This is a genomic window from Mesorhizobium sp. M0626 (genome assembly GCF_040320665.1).
Lineage (GTDB): Bacteria > Pseudomonadota > Alphaproteobacteria > Rhizobiales > Rhizobiaceae > Mesorhizobium.
Genome location: NZ_JAMYQD010000005.1, coordinates 65,689 through 92,107 on the forward strand (window position 1 = coordinate 65,689; position 26,419 = coordinate 92,107).

The window sequence follows — 26,419 nt, forward strand, 5'->3', positions numbered from 1 at the left end:
TCCGGAATTACGCAATATCAAACAGACAGAGTATTCAGGCATCACATGACGGTCGATACCCAGCAAGAGGGCGACGAGCGCGTACATTGGCTACCGATGATCGCCGCGATCTCGTCGATCAGCGTCGTCGGCATCGCCATAGGCCTCGGCATGCCGCTGCTCAGCGTTATTCTCGAGAGCCGCGGCCACTCGGCATCGATGATCGGCCTCAACACCGCGGTCGCCGGCCTTGCCTCGATCGCCGGCGCCCCGCTGGCCACGCCGCTGGCGATGCGCTTCGGCGTCGCCTGGACGATGATCGCCATGATCGCCGCCGGCGCGCTCGCCTTTGTCGGCTTCCACTTCGCGCCGGACTTCTGGATGTGGTTCCCACTACGCGTCGTGCTGCACATCGCGCTGACGGTGCTGTTCATCCTGTCGGAATTCTGGATCAGCACCTCGGCGCCGCCGCGCCGGCGCGGCCTGGTGCTCGGCATCTACGCCACAGTGCTGTCGCTCGGCTTCGCCGCCGGGCCATGGATCTTCGCCCATATCGGCAGCACCGGCTTCTTGCCGTTTGGCGTCATCATCGTCCTGGTCGCGCTGGCCGCAATCCCGGTGCTGGCCGCACGGAATGAAAGTCCCACAATCGTGGTTGACGGCGAAACCAGCAACTTCCTGCGCTACATCTGGCTAGTGCCGACAGCGACCGCCGCCGTGCTGGTGTTCGGCGCTGTCGAGACCGGCGGCTTTGCGCTGTTCCCCGTCTATGGCAACCGCATCGGCTATTCCGAGGCGGATGCAGCCCTCCTGCTCACCATGATCGGCCTCGGCAACGTGCTGTTGCAGATCCCTATCGGCATGATCAGTGACCGCGTCTCAGACCGCCGCTATCTGCTTTTGGCCTGCGCCACGGTCGGACTTGCCGGCACCATCTTCATGCCGTTCTTCGCCGGCAATTGGCACCTGATGGCGGCGCTTCTGTTCGTCTGGGGCGGCGTGGTGGCCGCCATGTACACGATCGGCCTTGCCCATCTGGGCTCGCAGCTCTCCGGCCATGAACTGGCCTCGGCCAACGCCGCCTTCGTGCTCTGCTACGGCGTCGGCATGGTGCTTGGCCCGCAGGCGATCGGCATCGGCATGGATGCCTTCGGGCCCTCCGGCTTCGGCTGGTCGCTCGGCCTGTTCTTTGCCGCCTATATCGCCTTGGTCAGCGCCAGGCTGATCCGCAAGATCTGGTAGCCTGTCCGCCGCAGCCTGCGCAATCCTGACGGGACGTCGCCGCTGCTGACAGAACCGTGTCAGGAGACCTCAGCTAAAAGGGTGTCCCAAAAAACCCGAGTTTGAGGATACGGCGATGATCGACAGCGGCTTTGAAACCACATCTCTGCGCATGACGCTTCTGCTGCTTGTCAGCTTCCAGGCCCCGGCAGCCGATGTCGACCGCATCATGGACGCCGTGGTCGCGATCGCGCCGCTGGCAATGGGCAAATACGACCGCAACGCCTATCAAACGGCGCACGGCATCGAACGCTACCGACCGCTGGAAGGTGCAGCCGCCGGCGTCGAAACCGAACTGCGCCGCCGCCCCGGCACCGTCGAGGTCTCGTTCGAGTTGCCCGACGACCAGGTGCTCGCCGCCCGCGTCGTCGAGGCGATTTTCCAGGCGCATTCCTACCAGGAGCCGGTGATCCGCATCCAGCCGATCCTCGCCAGCCGCTCCAAGTGCCTGGACGACCGCGCCAATCCGAATCGCTGGTGGAACACCACCGGGGACTGGAAGAAAGCACTTCCAGTTAAGGAAGAAGCCTAGAAATCCGGCCCCGCTGAGGGGAAGCACCGGCCTTACCTTCTCCGTTGTGAGGTGAGAAGCGGTCCGTAGCGGACGAAAAGCCAATTGCGTGGTTTTTCGAGATTCGAATGCCCTGAGCCTGCGAAGAGTTGGGCGCGGGTGACCAATCCACCCTGCCGAACCAGCGCCGCTTCGCAGCGTCGCGGCATTCGCCGGCCTATAGCCATGCTGTCCGTCTCATCCTCAGCCTCCATCGGGCCGATGATAAAACCGGACAACTCATGTGCTACCTAATCCGGACAACTCATGTGCTTACGACACAGGCAAGGCGTCGGGCTTGACTTTCCGGGCCCGTTCTTTATGTGTCGCGCCAAGTTTCCCGCGTCCGGGTGTTTTCCCCCGCTCCAGCGGCCAAAACCCCACGAACATAACGGACTGATACAATGGCCAAAGCCGCAAACATCAAGATCAAGCTTCTGTCGACCGCCGACACCGGTTTCTTCTACGTGACCAGCAAGAACAGCCGTACCAAGACCGACAAGCTGTCGTTCCGCAAATACGACCCGGTCGCCAAGAAGCATGTCGAGTTCAAGGAAACCAAGATCAAGTAATCTGGTTTTCATACGCTCTGTCAAAAGCGCCGCCCCTTCGGGCGGCGTTTTTGATTCAAGGCCCCGAAAAGCCAGAACCCTCCGCTGTTTGGCGCGAAGTGCTCATCTCATGTTTTGGCAAAAAGGGGGCCGGTCGGCGTATGGCAGCGGTACGAGGAGGCCACTATGTGCCAGCGCCGGCCGGCCGACCCCACGGACCCAGGAGATGCGGCGGACCTGAGCATCATGGGGTATTCGGCGAAGCGATGCGGCTGTCTACCCTCGTGCCCGCATCGCCCTTGTTCTTGCACCGCACATTTGCGCAACAATGTTTGAAAATCAATAGTTTCTTAACCAAGCCTGCCGAATCGCTTGGATTAAGGTAAATTCCTAACCCTGTCCGATTGACTGCATAATCGGTGGTCTAGCCTACGCTGCCTTGGCGACGACCCGGTTGCGGCCGCCACTTTTGGCTTCGTAGAGCGCCACGTCGGCACGTTTCATCAACGCCGCGACCGTGTCCGCGCCCTTCAGAACCGATGACACGCCGACGCTGACCGTGACTTCGATCGCCTTGCCGTCAGGACCGATGGCAAACGGCAGCTGGGCGATTTCGGCGCGAATGCGCTCGGCAACCTTCTCCGCCACCGTGCCGTCCGTGTCCGGCATCACAACGACGAATTCCTCGCCGCCGAAGCGGCAGGCAAGGTCGATGCCCCTGACGTTCTTGCGCAGCCGCCTTGCGAACTCGCGCAGCACATCGTCGCCGCCATCATGGCCATGCGAGTCATTGACGGTCTTGAAGCGGTCGAGATCGGTGATCAACACCGACAGAGGCCGCCGCCGCGCCACGGCGCGGTCGAACAGCGTCTGCAAATGGCTGTCGAGGTAGCGGCGGTTGTGCAGCCCGGTCAACGCGTCGGTCACCGCCATCTCGATGGTCTGGGTGACACTGGCGCGCAGCTGGTCGTTGTAGCGCTTGCGGCGCACCTGCGTGCGCAGCCGCGCCGTCAGCTCCTGCTGGTCGATCGGCCGCATCAGATAGTCGTTGATGCCGAGCTCGAGCCCGCGAATGATGCGCCCCTCCTCGCCTCCATCGGCAATCAGGATGATCGGCAGGAAGCGGGTGCGGTCGAGCGAACGAAATTGCGAACACAACCGCAGCGGATCGAAATCGGCAAAACCGGTCGAGATCAGCACGCACTCATAGGGCGCCTCGGCGGCTTGGAAGAAGCCGGCATGCGGATCGGTCGCAATGTCGAGCTCGGCGCTGCCGCGCAGCATTTTCTGGATGCGCTCAACCGACGATTTGCGCTCGTCGATCAATAGCACCTTCGGCGTGGCGTCCTCCGACGCGAAGCTGCGGCTCAACAGCGCCTCGATGCCGATGTTGCGGGTGGTCGATGCGCGCAGCCGCAGCTCGTCGGTCAGCGACTTCAGCCTGACCAGGCTCTTCACCCGCGTCATCAGCTGCAGATCGTTGACCGGCTTGGTGAGAAAGTCGTCGGCGCCTGCCTCGAGGCCGCGCACCCGGTCGGCAACGTGGCCCAGCGCGGTCACCATGACCACCGGTATATGCGCGGTCGCCGGATCGCTTTTCAGCCGCTTGCAGACCTCGAACCCGTCCATGCCGGGCATCATCACGTCGAGCAGCACGACATCGACCTTGCCGTTTTCGCAGATCTCGATCGCGTCCGGCCCGTTGGAGGCCGTCAACACCTCGAAATATTCGGCCAGCAGCCGAACCTCGAGAAGTTTGACATTGGCAGGGATGTCGTCGACGACGAGGATCCGCGCGGTCATGTCACAAGGCTCCGGCTGAAGGCATCAGGCATCACCGAGATAGGATTTGATGGTCTCGATGAAACGCGGCACCGAGATCGGCTTGGAGATGTAGGCCTCGCAACCGCCCTGGCGAATGCGTTCCTCGTCGCCCTTCATGGCGAAGGCGGTGACGGCGATGACCGGAATGGAATGGAGGTCGTCGTCCTCCTTCAGCCATTTCGTCACTTCCAGCCCCGACACTTCGGGCAGCTGGATGTCCATCAGGATCAGGTCGGGCCTGTGCTGGCGCGCCAGATCGAGCGCCTCGAGCCCGTTGCGCGTGCGCACCGTTTCATAACCGCTGGCTTCGATGAGGTCGCGAAAGAGCTTCATATTGAGCTCGTTGTCCTCGACGATCATGACCTTCTTAGGCATCGATTTCCCGTCCCGGCCAGGCTTCTGCCCGAAGCCCTGCCGCTATGCGCCCTTGTCGAAGCACACCAAACCCTCGCCCACTCTTAAGGCAATATGATTGACGAAATGGAAACTCGAAGCGGCAAAAGCCATTCGGATTCCACCTCGAAAACCACATTGGATCGGGGCTGTGGCTTGCCGCAGGCGACGCTTGCGATTACTGCGGAAAAGAGACTCATTTCCGCAACGAGAAAGTAGTGATGGCAAACGCAGCGTCAATGCGCGAGGAAGCGGAAACCATTGCCGTGAAGGCACTGGGCTTCGTCGCCGCCGACCCCGAACTCCTGCCGCGCTTCCTGGCCCTCACCGGCATCGAGGCGTCCGCCATCCGCCGCGCCGCGGCCGAACCGGGATTCCTTGCCGGCGTGCTGCAGTTCATCCTCGCCCACGAGCCGACCTTGCTGCGCTTTGCCGAGGAAACCGACACTCCGCCGGCCTCAGTCGGCAAGGCGTTGCGCGCGCTGCCTCTTGGCGGCGACGACCATGAGCATTCGATATGAGCGACGATCCCGAGACGGCACGCCAGATCGCCGAACTTGCAGCCGACGACCGGCCTCTGCTGATCCTCGATGTCGACGATGTCGTGCTCGAATTCATCCGGCCGTTTCCGCATTTCCTGAAATCGCGCGGCTTCGGCCTGACCCTGGCCTCCTTCCGTCTCACCGGCAACATTGCCGAAACGGCGAGCGGCCGGCTGATCGAACAGCCGGAGGTGACGGCACTTCTCGGAGATTTCTTCGATACGCAGGCCGACTGGCAGAGCGTTACCGACGGTGCCGAACAAGCGCTTGCCAGCCTCAGCGACCGCGTCGAGATCGTCCTTTTGACCGCCATGCCGCACCGGCATCGCGCGGCGCGCCGCGCTCATCTCGATGCGCTCGGGCTGCCCTATCCGCTGTTGACCACGGAGATGGCCAAGGGACCCGCGGTGGCTAAGTTGCGTGGTAGCAAAGGGCGGCCGGTAGCCTTTGTCGACGACCAGCCCGCCAATCTCATCTCGGCACGCAACTCGGTTGCCGACGCCCACCTCTTCCACCTGATGGCCGACAATTCGCTGCGCGCCTTCCTGCCGCCGGTGCCGGACGACATCATCTCCGTCGAGGACTGGCACCAGGCCGCGCCAAAGATTGCTAGCGCGCTGGGACTCTGAGTTAGCCGCCCCCGAGGTCAGTGCTCAAGGCTTCGTTGCTGTCCCAGGGATCGCATCCGGATCGGCGTTGTCTTCCACGACCGGATCAGGCCCCTTCAGCATCGCGCCGTTGACCGTCACCGACCCATGCCTGGCGTTGATCACCCATTCGATACGGCCGTCCGGCAGCGTCTTGGCGAATCCCTTAATGGCAAGCGCCCCTGTGAAAGCCTGCGAGGCCTCCGGGTCAGATTTAGCCGCCGCCTGCAAGGTTTCAACGATCTTGTCGTAGCCGGTTACGTCGACGGTCACGCTCGCATCCGGCTTCTTGCCGGGGAACGTCATTTCGCCCTCCATGGCGACCTCGATGTCGCCGTTCTTCACCGTGCTGTGTCCGAGAACGAATTTTGGTATCTTGGCCAGGAAATCGGCGGAAATCTCGTCGCCGAAATCTGGCGGCAGCGGTGGATCCTTGCTGAAATCGAGGGTGTCGATGGTTTTCCTGGCCATACTGTCGAGATCGATGTTGGCGCCGCCGAAATTCAGGTCGAGATCCGTCGGCAGCAACGCAACGGTCCAACTGGGCAGCATCTGCTGCGGTATTGTCAGGCCGGAAACCTTGAATGCGTAGCTGATCTTGCCGTCCTTGGTGATGCCGTCCATGCCGACAACGGTGTTCAGCTGCGCCGCGCCGAAATTGCCGGCATATGTTTCAATGGCAAGGTTTTTGAATGCGTAGGTCCCATCGATCCGTTCCCATAGCGGCAGCGCACCGAGCAGAAGCGTTTTGAACTCTGCTTGATCGGCCTTCAGCCGGGCCTCGTCCTCATGGGCGACGGCGAACGCCAAAAGATCCAGAAGCGGCTTGGTCTGAATGGCCTTAGCGGTCACGTTCACAGCGAGCTCCGGCGCCCGGAGCGCTGCGATTGACCGGTCATCGATTTTGACCGTTTCGACGAAGTCCGCCATCGCCTGTGTGAAATTAAGATCGACGCCGCCGTTGGCCGACTTGCTGGCGTCAAATTTGGAAGAGCCCAGCCCCACGCTCAAATCGGTCAATTGACTGACTTGGCGCGACGTCATCGTCATGCCCGCAATCGAACTGGTGCCGCTGGTAAATGCCGCCAGTTCCGGGTCATAGACGCCCGTGAACTTGCCATCCTTGACAACGATTTGCCCGGTGTTCAGGCCATTTGGGCCATTTACCTCGATGGACCCAGTCGTAGAGAAATCCGAGGCAACATCCCAGCCTCCGTCGCTGCGCGGTTTGACCCGCAGCGTGACGGGCGGGAAATCGAACCGCTTCAGATCCTGCTTCGGCATCTTCGCCACAAGCGCCTTCACATCGAAGGTGATCTTGTAGGCACCCTCCTCGGCTGAGATCTTCAAAATGCCTTCATTGAGCGCCTGTTTGCCGACATAGCGAGAGAGCTCATCGGAAAGTTGCTTGGCACCTTGGGCATCGACAGCCTGGCCAAAGGCAGGAGCGCTGAGGGCGAGAAGGAAAGCAAGCGGCAAGACACGGTTCACAAAATTCTCCATTTGACCAAAAAGGAACGCTTCGTTCGTCTGCTATGAAACCAACCTACAGCTTCCACAGGACATCAACAAACGCCGACGGGTAATTGACTACAACACCAGCCGCATCAGCGGCCGTCCGGCCTTGCGTTCGACAAGCCGCTCGAAGCCGGCCTTTTCAAACACACGCGACGAGCCGACGAACAGCCCGATCGAACGCGAATCGCGCGACACGTCGATCGGACACGCCTCGACCAGCCGCGCCTTGTTCTGGCGGGCAAAAGCGATGCCGCCCTCGACCAGGCGGTGGCTGACGCCCCGGCCGCGCGCGCTGGCGCGGATGAAGAAGCAGGAGATGGCCCAAACGCCGGGATCTACGGCGTCGGTTGGATCGACCGGCGCCGAGCCCCGGCCCCGATTGTTCCATTCGGGCACGTCGGCGCGTGGGCCGATCTGCATCCAGCCGACCGCTTGGCCGTCCTCGAAGGCCAAAAGCCCCGGCGGCGGTCCGGCCTCGATACGCGCCTTGATATGATCCTTGTTGCGCTGCTTGTCCCTGGCCCTTCGGACCGCCGGCGCCATCCGGAAATGCGTGCACCAGCAGCCGTAACAGGCGCCCTGCTTGCCAAAAAGATCCTCGAAAGCCGCCCACAGGTCAGGCGCCAGCGGCGCTATGGTGGTGCTCATGAGTTCTCTCCCGGCTAACCGCTTGTGGCGGCTTCCGTCCTGACGTACCATTGCATCTGTTCTCTTTATGTTCGCAGCGATGGCGGCCCCTGTCAACAATCCCGAGCACGGTTTTTGCCGCGACTGCCTGACCTTTCAGCGCAGCGATACCAGGCGCTGTGAGCGTTGCGGCAGCCCTCGACTCACCCGCCATCCCGAGCTCTACCAGCTGCATCTGGCGCATATCGATTGCGACGCCTTCTATGCGGCGATCGAAAAGCGCGACAATCCGGCGCTGAAGGACAAGCCGCTGATCATCGGCGGCGGCAAGCGCGGCGTCGTCTCCACCGCCTGCTACATCGCCCGCATCAAGGGGGTGCGCTCGGCAATGCCGATGTTCAAGGCGCTCGAAGCCTGTCCGGAAGCGGTTGTCATCCCGCCCAATATGGAGAAATACGTCCGCGTCGGCCGCGAGGTCCGCGCGCTGATGCAGGCGCTGACGCCGCTGGTCGAGCCACTCTCCATCGACGAGGCGTTTCTCGACCTCGCCGGCACCGAGCGCCTGCACGGCATGCCGCCGGCAGTGGTGCTGGCACGCTTTGCGCAGACCGTCGAAAAGGAAATCGGCATCACCGTTTCGGCCGGCCTTTCCTACTGCAAGTTCCTGGCCAAGGTTGCCTCCGATTTCCGCAAGCCGCGCGGCTTTTCGGTGATCGGCGAAGCCGAGGCGCTGGGTTTCCTGGCCGAACAGCCGGTGACGTTGATCTGGGGCGTCGGCAAGGCTTTTGCCGCAACGCTCGAACGCGACGGCATCCGCAGCATCGCCCAGTTGCAGCGCATGGAGCGCGCCGATCTTATGCGCCGCTATGGCGTGATGGGCACCCGGCTCTACCATCTCTCGCGCGGCCAGGACGACCGCCGTGTCGATCCTGACCAGGATGCGAAAAGTGTGTCGGCCGAAACCACTTTCGACACCGACATAGCTGAAATGGGCGAACTGGTTCCAGTGCTGAGGGGATTGTCGGAAAAGGTCTCGGCGCGGCTGAAGAAGTCAGGCATTGCCGGGCGCACCGTGGTGCTGAAGCTGAAGACGCAGGATTTCAAGCTGCGCACCCGCAACCGCCAGCTCGGCGACCCGACAAGGCTGGCCGACCGTATTTTCCAGACCGGGCTCGACCTGTTGCGCAAGGAGGCGGACGGGACAAAGTACCGGCTGCTCGGCATCGGTGTCAGCGATCTCTCGGATGACGAGAAGGCCGATCCGCCCGATCTCGTCGACGTCGGCTCGCGCAAGCGCGCCATGGCCGAAAGCGCCATCGATACGCTGCGCGACAAGTTCGGCAAGAAGGCGGTGGAAACCGGCTACACCTTCGGTAAAGGCCGCAACGCCAACCCGCCGGAGCCGATCGAGGAGTGAGACGGCTTAGATACGCTTGAGATCGATGCGGCTCGTCACCACGTTGTTGCCGGTTTTCGGATCGACGTCGGTAACGGTCAACCGCATTCCGTCGCCGCTGGTTTTCTCGACCGTCAACCGCGCCTTGCGATCGCCATTGACCTCCGCCGCCCAGCGAATGCCTAGACTGATCGCGTTCCCGGAACGGCTGCCGGCGAGCTGTGCCGGCCCGGTGCGCGACCCGACATAGACGCCAGTATACTTCGCCCCGCGGGCCTTCAGATTGGCGCTGATGGCGCGCGTCACCACGACAAGACCACGGCAATTGCCGTCAAGCGACAATGAACTCGAGGTCGCGTCGGAATTGAAGGTGCAGGACACATTCACCGTCGGTGCGTCGGTGGTGACCTTGACTGTCCCCTTGCCGGAGAAATTCCCTTGCAAGGAGCTGAGAAAATTCGCCTCGTCGGCATCGGCCGCGGCGCTTGCAGTTAGCAGGCAGCCGGCTAGCAGAAACCGCGCGAATGATTTCATCGGAATCTCTCCCCCGTTGATGTTTAAGAAACGATGCGTCCAGCAATTGGCCAATACCGGGACCAACGCCTGCCGTTGCGTCAGGTTCCACTTCCAGCATGGCTGTTTTGCAACGGGTCTGGCCCAGTCGAATGCGTCGCCTAACGGTTGCGATAGAAGTCCCGGCTTGCGACATAGCGCCTATGGCACCTTCCCCATCGATCCCCAAAGCCGCGTTCTGGATGGCGCTGTCGATCGCCTCGTTTCTGGCGATGTCAGTCGCCGGCCGCGCAACCACCGCCGAGCTCAACGTCTTCCAGGTGCTGGAACTGCGCTCGGTGATCGGCTTCTTCATCCTGTTGCCGCTGGTGATGATGAGCGGCGGATTCGCTGCAATGCGCACTCAGCGCCCGTTGGCCCATATCGCTCGCAATGTCATCCACTATACGGGCCAGGCCGCATGGCTCTATGCGCTGACGCTGATCCCGCTTGCGGTGCTCATATCGGTCGAATTCACCACGCCGATCTGGACCGCGATCCTGGCGGTGGCGTTTCTTGGCGAAAGGCTCTCCCGCCCGAAAATTGCGGCGGTCGTGCTTGGCCTGATCGGCGTGGTGGTCATCGTTCGCCCCGGCGTCGGCTCCATGGATCCGGGTCACCTCGTCGTTCTCGGCGCGGCCGTGTGCTTTGGCGTATCGGTGGTGTTGGTCAAGTCGCTGACCCGCACGGACAGTGTCGTGCGCATCATCTTCTGGATGCTGATCATCCAGTCGGTGGTCGGCCTGATCCCGGCGCTTTATGAATGGCGCAACCCACCGCTCGAACTCTGGCCATGGATCCTGCTGATTGCCTTCACCGGCATGTCGTCGCATTTCTGCATGGCGCGTGCCCTCACCTATGCCGACGCTACGGTGATTTCACCGATGGATTTCCTGCGCGTGCCACTGTCGGCGCTGATCGGCTGGCTGCTCTACAGCGAACAGATCGACATCTTTACAGCCGGCGGCGCCCTGCTGATCCTGATGGGCAACCTGCTCAACCTGCAGCGCAAGGCGCCAAAGCCGGCCGAGGTCGCGGCCTCGTAGCGGTCGGTCAATTCCCCTCATCCGGTATGTTGAGAAGATGCCCGCAGGCCTTGCAGTGCACGGCGTCCGGCTCATGCCGTTGCAGTCCGCACTGCGGACAGGGAAAGAACACCTTGGCGGGTCGAAAAATCGCCGTCGCCAGTCTGACGAACAGCGAGATGCCGATGATCATGGTAGCGATTGCGGTCAGCTTGCCGGCGATCCCCGGCAGCACGATGTCGCCGAAACCGGTCGTCGTCACCGTGGCGACGGTAAAATACAGCGCATCGATATAGTTCTCGAGGCCGGCGCCGGTGCGAAAGAAAAAGGTGTAGACGAAGCCGGTGATGACGAACAGGAACGTCAACAGGTTGATGACCGCGTGGCTCGCCTCGCGCCAGGGCCTTAAGCCACGCATTTCGAAATGCCGCCACAGCGACCCGCTGCGCGACAGCGACCACAGCCGCAGGATGCGCAGGAACGCCAGATTTGCCAGCGCCGTCGGCATCAGCAGCGTCAAAAGGATGAAGACATCGACCCAGGATGTCGGCTGTTTCATCAGCCGCAACATGTCGTTGGAGGCTAACAGTCGGGCAATCAGGTCGGCGGCGACCAATGCGGCGACGGTATAGTCGAGCCACAGGAATGACGGCTTGTCCTGGAGCACCGGCGTGGCAACGAAGAAGGCGACTATGGTGAGGTCGATGATGACCGCCACCAGTTGAAACCGGAACGCCGCCGGCGTGCGTCCGTGATAGAGCTTGCGCAGCCTGTCACGCAGCCGCGCCATCGCTGAGCTTTGCTGCAATCCGTCCTTCTCGGCTGCTTTCATCACCAAGTGCGTAACGGTCCCAGCCGGGGTCGTCTAGAGCATGATCCCAAAAAGTGGGTGCCGGTTTGCGGAAAAGATCATGCTCCAACAAAGGGTTAGATCATGATGAGATTTCAACCGAATCTCATCATGATCTAGTGGCCCCGGTGATCGTCAGCCCTCCACCACCTTGCCGTCCGGCCCCACGAGGCGCCAGGCCGAGGCGGTGTCGTAGACGAACCGCTCCTCCGCAATCCGGTCACCACGCCAGCGCTGCAGGGCCACCTCTTCCAGCCGGCGCACGGTGCCGGCCTTGTCGATACGGTCGAAGGTCCAGCGGATGGCGACATTGTCGCCATCGACCAGGAATGTCTGGACAGGATGGGTGTGCATCTTCTCGATCCGGTCGAGTGCTGCCTGCTCATGCGCCATCAGTGTTTCCTTGCCGCGCCGCGGGACGCCGAGATTTTCCTGCATGGTGGCATCGTCATGGTAGAAGTCGGCGATCGCCTTGACGTGGCTGCCGTCGACCACCTCCTTGAGGAAGGCTTCGACGCGTTCGCGGCTGGGCATGATTGTGCGTTCCTGTGAAGTTTCTGCTCAACGCATGTGGTTCAAAGGAAGGTCAGTTCAACCACGCCCCGCACGCTGGCCCTATCGGCTGCAATGTCAGGCCCAGAGCATCTTTATGCCGTCATGCACTGGCCGACGTCGATGCGATTGCCGTGTATATCAGCGCAGCCTAGACGAGCTCGACTTCGACCACACCCGGCACCGCGCGCATGGCCGACGCGATCTGCGGCGAGATGCGGTAGCGGTTGGGCAATTCGATCTCGATCTCGCCCTGCGCCTCTTCTTTGATGACGATAATGCTTACCTGACTTTCCCCACGCTGGGTAAGCTGCGATTGAATCGCCGACGCAGGCCCGTCATTTCGAACGAAGATGCGCAGCGCCTTCTGGATACGGCTGGCCTCATCCTCCAGCGACTGCACCGTCTGGATGCGCAGATTGACCCCTTCGGGCCTATCCTCGGCCGAAACGGTGATCACCACCGAACGTCCGGGCTCGAGCAGATCGCGATACTGCGCCAACCCTTCCGAAAACAGCACGGCTTCATATTGGCCAGATGTGTCGGAAAAGGCGATGACGCCCATCTTGTTGCCGGTTCGGGTCTTGCGCTCCTGCTTGGTGGTGACGGTGCCGGCGAGCCGGCCCGCGGCGGCACCGCGTTTGACCGCAGCCGAGAACTCGCCCCAGTTTTGCACGCGCATCTTCTGCAGGGCCGCCTTGTACTCGTCGAGCGGATGCGCCGAAAGATAGAAGCCGACGACCTGGAATTCGCGGTGCAGCCGGTCGGCGGCAAGCCACGGATCGGTCTGCGGCAAATTGAGCGCCTGCTGCTGCGCGCCGAGCGACGCGCCGAAAATGTCGTGCTGGCCCGAAATGGCATTCTGCTGCGCCAGAGAAGCCAGCCCCATCATCCGTTCGACGCCGGCCATCATCTGGGCGCGGTCGTGGCCGAAGCAGTCGAGCGCGCCGGCCATGATCAGGCTTTCGAAGACGCGCTTGCCGACGATCTTGGGATCGACCCTTTCACAGAAATCGGCGAGATTCTTGAACGGCTTTTCGCCGCGCATGGCGACGATGTGCTCGACCGCAGCGTCGCCGACGCCCTTGAGGGCCGCCAGCGAATAGTAAATGCGGTTCTCGCCGACCTCGAAATTGCGGAAGCTGGTCATCACTGACGGCGCCACCACCTCGATGCCGAGACGCAGCGCATCCTGGCGGAAATCGGCGAGTTTGTCGGTATTGCCCATGTCGAGCGTCATCGACGCCGCCAGGAACTCGACGGGGTAATGCGCCTTGAGATAGGCGGTCTGGTAGGACACGACGGCGTAGGCGGCCGCGTGCGATTTGTTGAAGCCGTAGTCGGCGAACTTGGCCAGAAGGTCGAAGATGAAGTCGGCCTGCGGCTTGCCGACACCGCGTTCGACCGCACCGGTGACGAAGCGCTCGCGCTGCTTGTCCATTTCGGCGCGGATCTTCTTGCCCATGGCGCGGCGCAGCAGGTCGGCTTCGCCGAGCGAATAGCCCGACAGCTCCTGCGCGATTTGCATCACCTGTTCCTGGTAGACGATGACGCCTTGCGTCTCCTTCACCAGATGGTCGATCTTGGGATGGATCGATGCCATCTCCTCTTCGCCATGCTTTCTGGCGTTGTAGGTCGGGATGTTCTCCATCGGGCCGGGACGGTAGAGCGCCACCAGCGCGATGATGTCCTCGATGCAGTCGGGCCGCATGCCGATCAGCGCCTTGCGCATGCCGGCACTTTCCACCTGGAACACACCGACCACTTCGCCGCGCGACAGCATGGCGTAGGTTTCAGGATCGTCGAGCGGGATCGTCGCCAGGTCGATCTCGATGCCGCGCCGGCGGATCAGCTTCACCGCCGTCTCCAGCACGGTCAGCGTCTTCAGGCCGAGGAAGTCGAACTTCACCAGCCCGGCCTGTTCGACATATTTCATGTTGAACTGGGTGACCGGCATGTCGGAGCGCGGATCGCGGTACATCGGCACCAGTTCCGACAAGGGCCGGTCGCCGATGACGATGCCGGCGGCGTGCGTCGAAGCGTGGCGGTAGAGCCCTTCCAGCTTTTGCGCCATATCGAGCAGCGTCTGCACGATTGGCTCCTTCTCGGCCTCCTCGGCAAAGCGCGGCTCGTTGGCGATGGCATCCGCCAGCTTGACCGGATTGGCCGGGTTCTGCGGCACCATTTTGGAGAGCTTGTCGACTTGGCCGTAAGGCATTTGCAGCACGCGGCCGACGTCGCGCAGCACCGCGCGCGCCTGCAGCGTACCGAAGGTGATGATTTGTCCCACCTGGTCGCGGCCATATTTCTGCTGGACGTAGCGGATGACCTCTTCGCGCCGGTCCTGGCAGAAGTCGATGTCGAAGTCGGGCATCGACACGCGGTCGGGGTTGAGGAAGCGCTCGAACAGCAGCGAGAAGCGCAGCGGATCGATATCGGTGATGGTCGTGGAATAAGCGACCAGCGATCCGGCGCCAGAACCGCGGCCCGGCCCGACCGGAATGCCTTGCGCCTTCGCCCATTTGATGAAGTCGGCCACGATCAGGAAGTAACCGGGAAATTTCATCTTCTCGATGATGGAGAGCTCGAAATCGAGCCGCTCGCGGTATTGTTCGACCGTGTAGCCGGCGGTGGGTCCATGCGCCGCCAGCCGGGCGTCGAGACCTTCATGGGCCTGCCGGCGCAGTTCATCGGCCTCGGCCTTCAGCGCCACCTCATTGTCGGCGACATCGCCGCCGGTAAAGCGCGGCAGGATCGGGTTGCGGGTCTTGGGATAGTAGGAACAGCGCAGGGCGATCTCGACGGTGTTGTCGATCGCCTCAGGCAGGTCGGCAAACAGCCTTGCCATATCGGCCTGGCTGCGCAGGAAATTGTCCGATGTCAGGCGGCGGCGGTTGTCGGCGGCAACGACCGACCCTTCGGCAATGGCGATCAGCGCATCATGCGCGTCATAGTCGTCGCGGGCGGCGAAGAACGCCTCATTCGTGGCGACCAGCGGCAGATCATGGGTATAGGCAAGATCGACCGATGATTTCTCGATGGCGCGGTCATAGCCGGAAACGCGGTCCAGTTCGACATAGAGCCGGTCGCCGAACAGCGCCTTGAGTGCCAGAAGCCGCGTCTCGGCAAGATCTCGGCGATCCTCCTTCAGCGCCCGGCCGATCGGGCCGCGCGGCCCGCCGCTGAGGCAGATCAGGCCATCGCTATGGCCTTCCAGCATTGCTGACGTCAGATGTACGGGCTCGCCCGGCGGCGTCTCCAGATAGACCTGGCTGACCAGCCTGACGAGGTTGCTATAGCCAACCTCAGTGGCGGCGAGCAGCACCACGGCGTTCATCTCCGGCCCGTTGCGGCGGCGGTCGCGCTGTGCGTCACTGGTCTCGCCGGAAAAGGCGAGATCGATTTGGCAGCCGATAATCGGCTGGATGCCTTCCTTCACCGCCTTCTGGGCAAATTCCAGCGCGCCGAACAGATTGTTTGTGTCGGTGACGGCGATTGCCGGGCACTCGTCCTTGACGGCATGACCGACAACGGCGGCGACCTGCAAGGCTCCCTCGAGCAGCGAATACGCCGAATGCACGCGCAGATGGATGAACCGCCGCGCCGGTGCCTCAGGGCGCGCAGCAGCGAGCGCTGCTTCGCGCTTCAGGGGATCGCGTGGAAGTTTGTCATCCGCCATGATGTATCAAATTGCTCGAAGGGCTTTGAGTCGATGGAGATGTATTGTCCCGGACCGGGCGATGCCAGTCCAGCACAAATGACCACCGACCACAGGCTTCCGTACCCAGCCGCACGGCTCAGAGATTGTTCGAAATTCGCTCTGGCGAGTCATATGATGGTGGTTTCGAGAACCGGAGCGCAGCGGCCATTGGTCCGTGAGCACGGGAAGCGCAGAAACCGCCTTCAGATGGCCGCCGGAGTAGAATTTCCAAACAATCTCTAGGCGAACTCCATGATCACCGCATCCACAGCCAGGCTGTCACCCGGCTTGGCGTTGAGCTTCGACACGACAAGATCGCGGTCGGCGCGCAACACGTTTTCCATCTTCATCGCCTCGACCACGGCCAGCGTCTCGCCGGCCTTGACCTCCTGCCCCTCGGCAACCGCGATCGACACCACCAGGCCCGGCATCGGGCAAAGCAGCATCTTGGACGTGTCCGGCGCCACCTTTTCCGGCATCAGCCTTTCCAGTTCAGCCGTTCGCGGCAGCATGGCGCGCGCCGTCACCGACATGCCCTTCCAGGCAATGCGCAGGCCGTTCGGCAGCGGCCTGATCTGCGCCGTGACCTTGCGGGCACCGACAGTGCCGCGCCAGATGAGGTCGCCCGGCCGCCAGTCGGACGCCACGGTCAGCGCTTTGCCGCCATCGACCGACAGATCGATTTCCATCGGAATGGAGATCATGCCCTCGATGATCGAAGCCTGGAGATAGTCGTCGCCGAGCTTCACCACCCAATCGCGCTTGAGTGCGCCCGAATGCGGCGCCAGCCGCCCGCCCAGCCGGTCAAGCCGATCGCGGCGCAGAAGCTCGACCGCGGTGGCGATCGCCGCCAGCACTGCCTTTTCATCGCCATTGGGCACGATCGGCGCGAAGCCGTCAGGATATTCCTCGGCGATGAAGCCCGTCGATATCCGCCCCTCGCGCCAGCGCGGATGCTGCATCAGCGCCGCCAGGAACGGGATGTTGTGCTCGATGCCGTCGACGACGAAACTGTCCAGCGCTTCCGACATGGCATCGATGGCCTCGATACGCGTGGGCGCCCAGGTGCAGAGTTTTGCCACCATCGGATCATAGAACATCGGAATCTCGGAGCCTTCGGTGACGCCGGTGTCGTTGCGGATGACGACATCGCCGAACGTGCCCTCCTCCGGCGGCCGGTAGCGCGTCAACCGGCCGATCGAGGGCAGGAAATTGCGATAGGGATCCTCGGCATAGAGCCGGCTTTCCACCGCCCAGCCGTTCAGCGTGACGTCGCTCTGCTCGATCGCCAGCTTCTCGCCGGCGGCGACGCGGATCATCTGCTCGACCAGGTCGATGCCGGTAACAAGCTCCGTCACCGGATGCTCGACCTGCAATCGTGTATTCATTTCAAGGAAATAGAAGTTCTTTTCAGCATCGACGATGAACTCGACGGTGCCGGCGCTCTGGTAGTCGACCGCCTTGGCCAGCGCCACGGCCTGCTCGCCCATCGCCTTGCGCGTCCTGGCATCGAGGAATGGCGACGGCGCCTCTTCCGCCACCTTCTGGTTCCGACGCTGGATCGAGCATTCGCGCTCGCCGAGATAGAGGGCGGTGCCATGCGCGTCGGCCAGCACCTGGATTTCGATATGACGCGGATCGACGACGAACTTTTCGATGAAGACGCGGTCGTCGCCGAACGAGCTTTTCGCCTCCGAGCGCGCCCGGTCGAAGCCGTCGCGCACTTCCGACTGGCTCCAGGCAATGCGCATGCCTTTACCGCCGCCGCCGGCCGAGGCCTTGATCATCACGGGATAACCGATCTCGCCGGCGATCTTTTCGGCATGGTCGGCATTTTCGATGACACCAAGCCAGCCGGGAACCGTCGACACCTCAGCGGCCTTGGCGAACTTCTTCGATTCGATCTTGTCGCCCATCGCCTTGATCGCCTTGGGTTTCGGACCGATGAAGACAATGCCCTCAGCCTCAAGCGCTTCGCAGAAGGCGGCCCGCTCCGACAGAAAACCGTAGCCGGGATGCACGGCCTGCGCGCCCGTCTCCTTGCAGGCAGCGATGATCTTTTCAGGCAGAAGATAGCTTTGCGCGGCAGGCGATGGCCCGATATGCACGGCTTCGTCGGCCATTTCGACGTGCACGGCGTCGCGATCGGCGTCGGAATAGACCGCTACGGTGGCAATCCCCATCCTGCGCGCCGTCTTGATGACGCGGCAAGCAATCTCGCCGCGATTGGCGATCAGGATTTTCGTGAACATCGAAGGCGTTTCCTCGGTCTTTCGTCCTTCTTATGGGCTTCGGCAGCCGGGCTCAAGCACCGCCGGCAGCGCACCCATCAAGACACTCCCTGCCCGCCAGGCCCGTGCCGAGGGGCGAAGGTTGGGCTCGCCGACGACTGGGCCAAGATTTGCGCCATATTTGGTCGCCAAATCGGGTTGAAACAGTATAAAAACCCTGAAAGCCTGAAGACCAATCGCCTTGGGAGGAATTGCCTGATGAAAACCCGCGCCGCTGTCGCTGTCGCCGCCGGAAAGCCGTTGGAAATCATGGAGGTCGACCTCGACGGACCGCGCGAAGGCGAGGTGCTGGTCGAGATCAAGGCGACCGGCATCTGCCACACCGACGAGTTCACCCTGTCGGGCGCCGATCCCGAAGGCCTGTTTCCGGCAATCCTCGGCCATGAAGGCGCTGGCGTTGTCGTCGATGTCGGCAAGGGCGTCACCTCGGTCAAGAAGGGCGACCACGTCATCCCGCTCTACACGCCGGAATGCCGGCAGTGCCCATCCTGCCTGTCGCGCAAGACCAATTTGTGCACCGCCATCCGCGCCACGCAGGGCCAAGGCTTGATGCCCGATGGCTCCTCGCGCTTCTCGATCGGCAAGGACAAGATCTTCCACTATATGGGCTGCTCGACCTTCTCCAATTTCACCGTTTTGCCCGAGATCGCCGTCGCCAAGGTCAACCCGGACGCGCCCTTCGACAAAATCTGCTACATTGGTTGCGGCGTCACCACCGGCATCGGCGCGGTCATCAACACCGCGAAGGTCGAGCAAGGCGCGACTGCTGTCGTCTTTGGTCTCGGTGGCATCGGCCTCAACGTCATCCAGGGCCTGAAGCTCGCCGGCGCTGACATGATCATCGGTGTCGACCTCAACAACGACAAGAAGGCATGGGGCGAGCGCTTCGGCATGACGCATTTCGTCAATCCGAAGGAGATCGACGGCGACATCGTTCCTCACCTCGTCAACTTGACCAAGCGCGGCGCCGACCAGATCGGCGGCGCCGACTACACATTCGACTGCACCGGCAACACCAAGGTGATGCGCCAGGCGCTGGAAGCCTCGCATCGCGGCTGGGGCAAGTCGGTCGTCATCGGCGTGGCCGGCGCCGGCCAGGAGATTTCGACCCGGCCGTTCCAGCTGGTCACCGGCCGCACCTGGATGGGCACCGCCTTTGGCGGCGCACGCGGCCGCACTGACGTGCCGAAAATCGTCGACTGGTACATGGACGGCAAGATCCAGATCGACCCGATGATCACCCATTTGCTGAAGCTTGAGGACATCAACAAGGGTTTTGATCTCATGCATGAGGGCAAGTCGATCAGGAGCGTCGTCGTTTACTAAGTGCGATCAGCAAAAGTGGCGCCCGGTTTTGCGTCCGATCGCACACCAAACGGAGGAAGAACAAGCCGCCGACCGAAGGGCCAGCGACTGAAGTTGCACAGGTTCAACAAGGGAGGAAGACAATGCCTGAGAAACTGCATCCCAAAATCGACAATGGCTTGCCAAAGGAGAGCGCAAGCTTTGCCGGCGGCACGCTGGTCTGCGCCTGCACCAGCAAGCCGGTGAAGGTGACGGTCAAGGGCCAGATCGCCCACAACCATGCCTGCGGCTGCACCAAATGCTGGAAGCCTGACGGCGCGGTGTTCTCGGTCGTGGCCGTAGCCGGCACCGGCGATGTCACAGTCACCGAAAACGGCGACAAGCTGAAAGTGGTCGACCCCTCGGCACTTATCCAGCGTCACGCCTGCACCGGCTGCGGTGTCCATATGCACGGACCGGTCGAGCGCGACCATCCGTTCAAGGGTCTGTCCTTCATCCATCCCGAGCGCTTCGAGGAAGACGGCTGGTCACCGCCGGGCTTCACCGCTTTCGTCTCGTCGATCATCGAATCCGGTGTCGACCCCAAGCGCATGGACGGCATCCGCGGCCAGTTGAAATCGATCGGCCTCGAACCCTATGACTGTCTCAACCCCGGCCTGATGGATTACATAGCCACCTGGACGGCGAAGAAGTCGGGCGCGCTGCCGGCCTGACGGTACGAGATTTCTGGCATGGGGCCGGGTAACATGCCGGCCCCATGTCCGTTTTGGAGAGATAATGCCCGCACCCGCCATCTACGTCGACGCCGACGCCTGCCCGGTGAAAGCCGAGGTCGAGAAGGTCGCCGAGCGCCATGGCGTGGTCGTCACCTACGTCTCCAATGGCGGGCTGCGTCCGTCGCGCGATCCGATGATTCGCAACGTCGTCGTCTCTAAAAGCGCCGATGCCGCTGACGATTGGATCGTCGAGAACGCAAAACCCAACGACATCGTGATCACCGCCGACATCCCGCTTGCCGCTCGCACCGTGGGGCTCGGCGCGCATGTGCTTGGGCCAACCGGCCGGCCGTTCACGCCGGAGACCATCGGCATGGCGGTTGCAATGCGCGATTTGAAGCAGCATCTGCGCGAAACCGGCGAGAGCAAGGGCTACAATGCCAGCTTTGCGCCACAGGATCGCTCGCGTTTCCTGGGTGAGCTCGACCGTATCTTGCGGCGGGCTCTGAAATCCGTCACACCCGACCAGACGTGAAGCATCATCCGAGGTCGGGCTATGGCCGACACATCGCCGAATAACCCCTTGCAGCGGCACAAGCAGTTCTTTGTGTCGCTAGCCGTCGGTCTGGTCGTATTTGCCGCGGTATTGCCTTTGATTGGATCGCTCCCCGTCTCCACGCGGCTTGCCTATTCGATCTCGATTGCCGCCGATTCCTTCTTCGTCGTCTTCATCGCGCTCGTCATCGCCAAGATGCCGCTGCTGTCCGGCCGCTATCTCAGCAAGAACGCGCGCGAACTGGACCTCCCAGTGCTGGGCATCTTTGCCATCACGCTCGGCATCGTCGCCATGGCCATTGTCCTGCTGTTCCTTTTGATCAATCACAAGGATCGCGACCCCATCGAACTCGGCTTCGCCATGCTGTCGATCCCGCTTGGCTGGTTCACCATCCATGCCATGGCCGCCCTCCACTATGCGCATGTCTACTGGATGGACGGCGACGCGATCGATGCCGAAACCAAGAAGAAGATACCGGTCGGCGGCCTCGATTTTCCCGGCAGCAAACGGCCGGACGGTTGGGACTTTCTCTATTTCGCGACGGTGATCGGCATGACCGCGCAGACCGCCGACACCGCGATCACGACCTCGCATATGCGCCGCGTGGTGCTTGTCCATTCGATCCTGTCGTTCTTCTTCAACGCCGTCATCGTCGCCGCCGTCGTCAATCTCGCGGTGAGCCTCGGCAATTGAGTATCCGTGCCCGCGATAAACCCGTGCCCGTAATAAAAACGTGACCGCATGAAACATCGCTTTCGATAGCGACGTATTGGGAGGACAAGGACGAGCGCGGCCATCCCAGGATCGCGCAGCCGGAGGCGAGGAAAAGATGGAAACCATTACCGTGAGTCAGCCCGGCGCAGGCGTCGATGCCGCCTCAACGAAGGATGCGACGCTGATCTACCGGCAATCGCGCTGGACCCGCCTGACGCACTGGCTGTGGGCGATCTCGCTGTTCTTCATGCTTTTGTCCGGCCTGCAGATCTTCAATGCCCGGCCGCAGCTCTACATCGGCAAGCAATCCGGCTTCGAGTACAACAACACCGTCTTTGCCATCGGCGCCGAAAACACCGCCACCGGCCCGCGCGGCTATACCGAAATCTTCGGCCATCGCTTCGACACCACCGGCGTGCTCGGCTGGTCGGGCCCGGCCGGTCAGCAAACCTCGCGCGCCTTCCCCTCCTGGGCGACAATCCCGTCCTATTACGATCTCGGCACCGCCCGCGTCGTGCATTTCTTCTTCGCCTGGATACTGACCACCACCCTGGTCGTCTGGCTGGTCGCCAGCCTGGTCAACGGCCATCTGCGCCGCGATCTGGCGCCGCGCCTTGACGATCTCAAGCGGCTGCCGCAGGACATCATCGAGCACGCCAAGCTCAGGTTCCACCACACACGCGAATACAACACGCTGCAGAAAATAGCCTATGGCGGCGTGCTGTTCGTGCTGTTGCCACTCATGATCATCACCGGCCTCGCCATGTCACCGAGCATGAACTCGGTGCTGCCCTGGTTAAACGAAGTGCTCGGCGGCCGGCAGACGGCGCGCACCATCCATTTCACGGTGATGGTGCTGCTGGTCGGCTTTTTCATCGTCCATATGATGATGATCCTCGCTGCCGGCCCGATCAACGAACTGCGCTCGATCATCACCGGCTGGTACCGCACGGATCCGCCAACGCATGGCGACAGCGAGAGGAGTGCGTGAGATGGCCAAATTCCCGATCAGCCGCCGAAAGTTCCTGACGGGTGCCGGCCTCGGCGTTTCCGGCATCATGTTGTCGGGCTGCGATGCCTTCGACAGCCAGCTCGGCATGGGCGATGGCCTGCGCAGTTTCCTCGAAAACGCCAATGGCCTGACCTACCGCGCGCAACGCTGGCTTGCCGGCCGCGATGCTCTGGCGCCGGAATTCACCGAGGCCGACATCCGCCAGCCGCAGCGGCCGAACGGCGTCACCGCGCCCGACGATGACACCTACAAGGGCCTGCTCGCCAACAATTTCGCCGACTGGCGGCTGGAGGTAACGGGCCTGGTCGAAAAGCCGCTGTCGCTCAGCCGCGAGCAGTTGGAGAACATGCCGAGCCGCACGCAGATCACCCGCCACGACTGTGTCGAAGGCTGGAGCTGCATCGCCAAATGGACCGGCACCCCGCTGTCGCTGGTGCTCGACCAGGCTGTGGTCAAGCCGCAGGCCCGCTATGTCATGTTCCACTGCCTCGATACGATCGATCGCAGCCTCTCCGGGGAAATCAAATATTACGGCACCATCGACCTGATCGATGCCCGCCACCCGCAGACGATCCTGGCCTACGGCCTCAACGGCAAGCCGCTGCCGGTCGAAAACGGCGCGCCGCTGCGCGTGCGCGTCGAACGACAGCTCGGCTACAAGATGCCGAAGTATCTCTACAAGATCGAGCTCGTCGACAGTTTTGCCAATATCGGCGGCGGCCGCGGCGGCTATTGGGAAGACAATGGCTATGACTGGTATGGCGGGATTTGATGGCCTCGCATTCTGACCGAGCACGATCTGACTCCGACCGAACCGAGCTTGCCTGAGGAAGCCGGTTTCGAGCGCGTGGCCGAACTTGGCGATTGGCCTGAAGACACTCCAATATCGTCCTCTGCAAAACGGTCGCAGAAAACGGCGCGGCTTAAGCAACCTTGTCGAGCAGTGGCTTGAGCGCCGGATGTATCTCCGGCGAGGCGAGTTTGATCAGCGTCAGCAGCGCGCGTTCATTGTCACGCAGCGGGCGGTCGGTGCCGATGCGATCGGCCAGCCATTTCGCCTCGCTGGCGTCGATCGTCTCGGCGCGGCGCGCGAGTGCCTCGGCGGCACGGTTCTTCGACTCCCATTCGGCCTCGATATCGCCGGGCGAACGATAGGCTTCCATGATGCCGGCCAGTCCGCCCGACACCATGCGGCTGAAGAAGCCACCAATTTCGGGCTCGACCTGGTCCAAGAAACTGTCACGACGCAGCGCCACATCGCGCGTCGGCGCTTCGTAGCCGGCCGAACACATGACGAAATTGGCGAGCGCCTTGACGAACAGGTCGTTCCAGGACGGGTCGTTGTGGGCCGCTGCGGTCTGCTCGTTGATCTGGAACAGCACCTCGGCCTCAACCCGTGTGATGGCGATGTTACCGTCGCCGCCATAGGCATGGAGAATGCGGCGCAACAGATCGACCTCTGCCTTGGCGACCAGCCCGGGAACCAGCGCGCCGCCGAGCATCAGTGGTCCCTTGCCGTCGACCACCGCGTTGGCGACCTGCTCGAGCGCATAGGCGGAGAGCCGGCCGGGCGATGATTTCGCCCTTTCCAGCACATGCACCAGCAGCTCCAGTTCGGTCACACTGTCGACCATTCCGTCGCGCGAGATGGTCTGGATCAGCCAACCGGCATTGTCTTCAGAGATATAGCCTGCCGGCTTTTCCTGGTGGACGATGTAGTCGGTAACGGCCTCGACGAAGAATTCAGGCCATTGCGGGCATTTGTCCGTCGCTGTCGCATCGAGCGCGAACAGTGCTTCAGCCTCGCCGCGCGTCACCACGCCGTCGGCGAACACTTCGCGACGCAGCATGACGACATCTTCCGCCGTGATGCGGTCCTTCGAGGCCAGCCCCGCCACCGGCGCGCTCCCGATCCGTTCGCCCATCTGTCAATCCCCATCCGCCGTGCCCAACGCAATTGCCGGCCAAACCGTCAGCCCAGAATATCGCCATTGTCTTGAAAAACCGGCAAACGGCGTGGTTAGCGAAGACTGTAAAGACGACGCGCTTTACGTGTCGCTGGCAGGTGACAAGGTGTCGCCGACAAGCTATGGATGGCGCGTCGAGGGCTTAAGTTTTGAGTCCTACCTGTTTGCGGGAGAGAGCAGCGCGAGCTGCCGCCGAAGGGGAAATCGCCCGAAATCTCTCAGGCAAAAGAACCGTAGACGGGAAAGACACTCTGGAAAGTCGGGGCTTGCCCCCGCGCCGAAGGTGTAAGCGTCGCCGACAGAGTTCCGGTTGCGCGAGTCTCTCAGGCTTCAGACAGAGGGGCACGGACTGGTCGCCAGCAGCGGCCGATTGCGTGCGACTCTGGAGATGACATGACGGGCGACGACACCAAACACCTTCCTCTCGAAGATCTGCACACCGCCGCCGGCGCACGCTTTGGCGCCTTTGCGGGCTGGTCGATGCCGCTGACCTATCCGGCCGGCGTGATGAAGGAGCACCTTCACACCCGCGAACATGCCGGCCTGTTCGACATTTCGCATATGAAGCTGTTCGAGATCAGCGGACCGGGCGCTGCGGCACTGCTCAACCGCGCCAGTCCGCTCGATGCCGGCGCGCTTGAGATTTCACAGTCCAAATATACCTTCTTCCTCAACGAGGCCGCCGGGATCATCGACGATCTGATCGTCACCCGGCTCGGCGCCGAGCGCTTCATGGTGGTCGCCAACGCCGGGAATGCGGTCGAGGACGAGAAGCATTTGCGTGCGCTGGCGACCGATTTCGACGTGAAGGTCGATGCGCTCGATCGCGTCTTCCTGGCGATCCAGGGGCCCGAAGCCTGGGCTGCCTTGTCCCGCGCCGGCATCGAGACCGGCTCGCTCTTGTTCATGCATGGCTTCGAGCCGAAGCAAAACTGGTTCATGAGCCGCTCCGGCTACACCGGCGAGGACGGCTTCGAGATCGGCCTGCCGGAGGCGGATGCGCGCGCTCTGGCCACGAAACTGATCGAGGACGAGCGTGTGTTGTGGATCGGCCTTGCTGCCCGCGACTCGCTGCGGTTGGAGGCCGGCCTGTGCCTGCACGGCCAGGACATCACGCCGGAGATCGATCCGGCGAGTGCCGGCCTGATGTGGGCGATCCCCAAAGATCTCCGCGCCGGCGGATCCTTCATCGGCGCCGATGCGCTGCGGTCCATCCTGGAGCGCGGGTCGTCGCAAAAGCGCGTCGGCCTGAAGCCGGACGGCCGCCAGCCGGTGCGCGCCGGCGCTGCTTTGTTCGATGCCGACGGCAATCCGGCCGGCCACGTGACATCAGGCGGCTTCGGCCCCTCGGCCGGCCATCCCGTCGCCATGGGCTATGTGTCAACGGCCTTGGCCAAGCCGGGCACGAAACTCTTCGCCGATGTTCGCGGGAGGAAAATCTCGGTCGATATCAGTTCCTTGCCCTTCACTCCTCATCGCTACCGCAAAGGATAATTCCGATGGCAAAAACCTATTTCACACAAGATCACGAATGGCTGAGCGTCGAGGGAGGCATCGCCACCGTCGGGATAACCGACTATGCGCAGGAACAGCTTGGCGATCTCGTCTTCGTCGAGCTGCCTCAAATCGGCACGAAGCTCAGCAAGGGCGATACCGCCGTGGTCGTCGAATCCGTCAAGGCGGCATCCGATGTTTATGCGCCGGTTGATGGCGAGATCACCGACGCCAACGGCGCGCTGTCCTCGGACCCGTCGCTGGTCAACTCCGCTGCGACCGGCGACGGCTGGCTGTGGAAGATGATGCTCGCCGACGAAGGCCAACTCGCAGGCCTCATGGATGAGGCCGCCTACAAAGCCCATATCGGTTGATAT

General features: G+C 62.3%; 25 protein-coding genes and 1 riboswitch. Of the genes, 15 read left to right on the forward strand and 10 right to left on the reverse strand.

From position 1 onward, the window contains the following. Nucleotides 1-45 precede the first annotated feature (45 nt). The 3 genes from NKI37_RS07505 (at nucleotide 46) to rpmG (ending at nucleotide 2,382) form a co-directional block, all read left to right on the forward strand. On the forward strand, nucleotides 46-1,221 hold the full coding sequence (locus NKI37_RS07505; RefSeq protein ID WP_352518654.1) for an MFS transporter: 1,176 nt from the start codon (nucleotides 46-48) through the stop codon (nucleotides 1,219-1,221). A gap of 115 nt (nucleotides 1,222-1,336) precedes the next feature. Then, complete coding sequence (locus tag NKI37_RS07510) at nucleotides 1,337-1,792, forward strand: YqfO family protein (RefSeq protein WP_352787199.1); 456 nt, start codon at nucleotides 1,337-1,339, stop codon at nucleotides 1,790-1,792. 422 nt (nucleotides 1,793-2,214) lie between these two features. Next, nucleotides 2,215-2,382 (forward strand): 50S ribosomal protein L33, encoded by a 168-nt coding sequence (gene rpmG, locus NKI37_RS07515; protein WP_006201775.1) that lies wholly within the window; start codon nucleotides 2,215-2,217, stop codon nucleotides 2,380-2,382. A gap of 408 nt (nucleotides 2,383-2,790) precedes the next feature. Here rpmG and NKI37_RS07520 read toward each other — a convergent pair whose 3' ends face one another. Both NKI37_RS07520 and NKI37_RS07525 read right to left on the reverse strand, forming a co-directional pair. Beyond that, the gene (locus tag NKI37_RS07520) at nucleotides 2,791-4,164 is read right to left on the reverse strand and encodes a PleD family two-component system response regulator (RefSeq protein WP_352787201.1); all 1,374 of its coding nucleotides are present in this window, start codon (nucleotides 4,162-4,164) and stop codon (nucleotides 2,791-2,793) included. A 24-nt stretch (nucleotides 4,165-4,188) separates the two neighbouring features. Then, nucleotides 4,189-4,560 (reverse strand): response regulator, encoded by a 372-nt coding sequence (locus NKI37_RS07525; protein ID WP_023667574.1) that lies wholly within the window; start codon nucleotides 4,558-4,560, stop codon nucleotides 4,189-4,191. A 239-nt stretch (nucleotides 4,561-4,799) separates the two neighbouring features. Here NKI37_RS07525 and NKI37_RS07530 point away from each other — a divergent pair, with 239 nt between their 5' ends. Together NKI37_RS07530 and NKI37_RS07535 are read left to right on the forward strand one after the other, a co-directional pair. Beyond that, the gene (locus NKI37_RS07530) at nucleotides 4,800-5,099 is read left to right on the forward strand and encodes a DUF3572 domain-containing protein (protein ID WP_352787203.1); all 300 of its coding nucleotides are present in this window, start codon (nucleotides 4,800-4,802) and stop codon (nucleotides 5,097-5,099) included. Further along, nucleotides 5,096-5,749 carry a hypothetical protein gene (locus NKI37_RS07535; RefSeq protein ID WP_352787205.1) on the forward strand — a complete coding sequence of 218 codons (654 nt, stop codon included), beginning with the start codon at nucleotides 5,096-5,098 and terminating at the stop codon, nucleotides 5,747-5,749. The genes NKI37_RS07530 and NKI37_RS07535 overlap by 4 nt, the downstream gene beginning before the upstream one ends. 24 nt (nucleotides 5,750-5,773) lie before the next feature. On the opposite strand, the gene NKI37_RS07540 is transcribed toward NKI37_RS07535, so the two are convergent. After that, nucleotides 5,774-7,258, reverse strand: coding sequence for a hypothetical protein (locus NKI37_RS07540; RefSeq protein WP_352787207.1), 1,485 nt, complete (start codon nucleotides 7,256-7,258; stop codon nucleotides 5,774-5,776). A gap of 99 nt (nucleotides 7,259-7,357) precedes the next feature. Beyond that, nucleotides 7,358-7,933, reverse strand: a complete 576-nt coding sequence (locus tag NKI37_RS07545; protein ID WP_352787209.1) for a GNAT family N-acetyltransferase — start codon at nucleotides 7,931-7,933, stop codon at nucleotides 7,358-7,360. Between the two features lie 67 nt (nucleotides 7,934-8,000). On the opposite strand from NKI37_RS07545, the gene NKI37_RS07550 reads away from it, so the two are divergent. Next, the gene (locus NKI37_RS07550) at nucleotides 8,001-9,329 is read left to right on the forward strand and encodes a DNA polymerase IV (RefSeq protein WP_023667579.1); all 1,329 of its coding nucleotides are present in this window, start codon (nucleotides 8,001-8,003) and stop codon (nucleotides 9,327-9,329) included. 6 nt (nucleotides 9,330-9,335) lie between these two features. Here the strand turns inward: NKI37_RS07550 and NKI37_RS07555 are convergent, their stop codons facing one another. Further along, complete coding sequence (locus NKI37_RS07555) at nucleotides 9,336-9,842, reverse strand: hypothetical protein (protein ID WP_352787211.1); 507 nt, start codon at nucleotides 9,840-9,842, stop codon at nucleotides 9,336-9,338. Between the two features lie 182 nt (nucleotides 9,843-10,024). Here NKI37_RS07555 and NKI37_RS07560 point away from each other — a divergent pair, with 182 nt between their 5' ends. Further along, nucleotides 10,025-10,906 carry a DMT family transporter gene (locus NKI37_RS07560; protein ID WP_023681579.1) on the forward strand — a complete coding sequence of 294 codons (882 nt, stop codon included), beginning with the start codon at nucleotides 10,025-10,027 and terminating at the stop codon, nucleotides 10,904-10,906. 7 nt (nucleotides 10,907-10,913) lie between these two features. Here the strand turns inward: NKI37_RS07560 and NKI37_RS07565 are convergent, their stop codons facing one another. The 4 genes from NKI37_RS07565 to NKI37_RS07580 form a co-directional block, all read right to left on the reverse strand. Continuing rightward, on the reverse strand, nucleotides 10,914-11,717 hold the full coding sequence (locus NKI37_RS07565) for a potassium channel family protein (protein ID WP_023710633.1): 804 nt from the start codon (nucleotides 11,715-11,717) through the stop codon (nucleotides 10,914-10,916). 153 nt (nucleotides 11,718-11,870) lie between these two features. After that, on the reverse strand, nucleotides 11,871-12,269 hold the full coding sequence (locus NKI37_RS07570) for a nuclear transport factor 2 family protein (protein ID WP_352787213.1): 399 nt from the start codon (nucleotides 12,267-12,269) through the stop codon (nucleotides 11,871-11,873). Nucleotides 12,270-12,438: 169 nt separating this feature from the next. Further along, nucleotides 12,439-15,966: a DNA polymerase III subunit alpha gene (dnaE, locus tag NKI37_RS07575; protein WP_352787214.1), complete on the reverse strand. Its 3,528-nt coding sequence runs from the start codon at nucleotides 15,964-15,966 to the stop codon at nucleotides 12,439-12,441. A gap of 260 nt (nucleotides 15,967-16,226) precedes the next feature. Continuing rightward, a complete protein-coding gene (locus NKI37_RS07580) occupies nucleotides 16,227-18,239 on the reverse strand; it encodes an acetyl-CoA carboxylase biotin carboxylase subunit (protein WP_023695436.1) in 2,013 nt (670 codons plus the stop codon). Between the two features lie 237 nt (nucleotides 18,240-18,476). On the opposite strand from NKI37_RS07580, the gene NKI37_RS07585 reads away from it, so the two are divergent. From NKI37_RS07585 to NKI37_RS07610, 6 genes are all read left to right on the forward strand, one after another. Next, a complete protein-coding gene (locus NKI37_RS07585) occupies nucleotides 18,477-19,604 on the forward strand; it encodes an S-(hydroxymethyl)glutathione dehydrogenase/class III alcohol dehydrogenase (RefSeq protein ID WP_023681583.1) in 1,128 nt (375 codons plus the stop codon). Between the two features lie 122 nt (nucleotides 19,605-19,726). After that, nucleotides 19,727-20,296 (forward strand): S-(hydroxymethyl)glutathione synthase, encoded by a 570-nt coding sequence (gene gfa / locus NKI37_RS07590; RefSeq protein ID WP_352787215.1) that lies wholly within the window; start codon nucleotides 19,727-19,729, stop codon nucleotides 20,294-20,296. Between the two features lie 64 nt (nucleotides 20,297-20,360). Continuing rightward, nucleotides 20,361-20,834: a YaiI/YqxD family protein gene (locus NKI37_RS07595; RefSeq protein ID WP_023691149.1), complete on the forward strand. Its 474-nt coding sequence runs from the start codon at nucleotides 20,361-20,363 to the stop codon at nucleotides 20,832-20,834. Between the two features lie 21 nt (nucleotides 20,835-20,855). Continuing rightward, nucleotides 20,856-21,548, forward strand: coding sequence for a DUF1345 domain-containing protein (locus tag NKI37_RS07600; protein ID WP_023688301.1), 693 nt, complete (start codon nucleotides 20,856-20,858; stop codon nucleotides 21,546-21,548). A 136-nt stretch (nucleotides 21,549-21,684) separates the two neighbouring features. Continuing rightward, nucleotides 21,685-22,560: a cytochrome b/b6 domain-containing protein gene (locus tag NKI37_RS07605; RefSeq protein ID WP_023822980.1), complete on the forward strand. Its 876-nt coding sequence runs from the start codon at nucleotides 21,685-21,687 to the stop codon at nucleotides 22,558-22,560. 1 nt (nucleotide 22,561) lies between these two features. Beyond that, entirely contained in the window at nucleotides 22,562-23,353 is a 792-nt protein-coding gene (locus NKI37_RS07610; RefSeq protein ID WP_023822981.1) for a molybdopterin-binding protein, read from the forward strand. Nucleotides 23,354-23,504: 151 nt separating this feature from the next. On the opposite strand, the gene NKI37_RS07615 is transcribed toward NKI37_RS07610, so the two are convergent. Further along, nucleotides 23,505-24,506, reverse strand: a complete 1,002-nt coding sequence (locus NKI37_RS07615; protein WP_023710640.1) for a hypothetical protein — start codon at nucleotides 24,504-24,506, stop codon at nucleotides 23,505-23,507. 199 nt (nucleotides 24,507-24,705) lie between these two features. Next, a riboswitch (glycine riboswitch) is annotated at nucleotides 24,706-24,792 on the forward strand. A gap of 149 nt (nucleotides 24,793-24,941) precedes the next feature. Here NKI37_RS07615 and gcvT point away from each other — a divergent pair. Then, nucleotides 24,942-26,042, forward strand: a complete 1,101-nt coding sequence (gene gcvT, locus NKI37_RS07620; RefSeq protein ID WP_352787217.1) for a glycine cleavage system aminomethyltransferase GcvT — start codon at nucleotides 24,942-24,944, stop codon at nucleotides 26,040-26,042. Between the two features lie 5 nt (nucleotides 26,043-26,047). After that, the gene (gene gcvH, locus NKI37_RS07625; protein WP_023725711.1) at nucleotides 26,048-26,416 is read left to right on the forward strand and encodes a glycine cleavage system protein GcvH; all 369 of its coding nucleotides are present in this window, start codon (nucleotides 26,048-26,050) and stop codon (nucleotides 26,414-26,416) included. The last annotated feature ends 3 nt before the right edge of the window (nucleotides 26,417-26,419 follow it).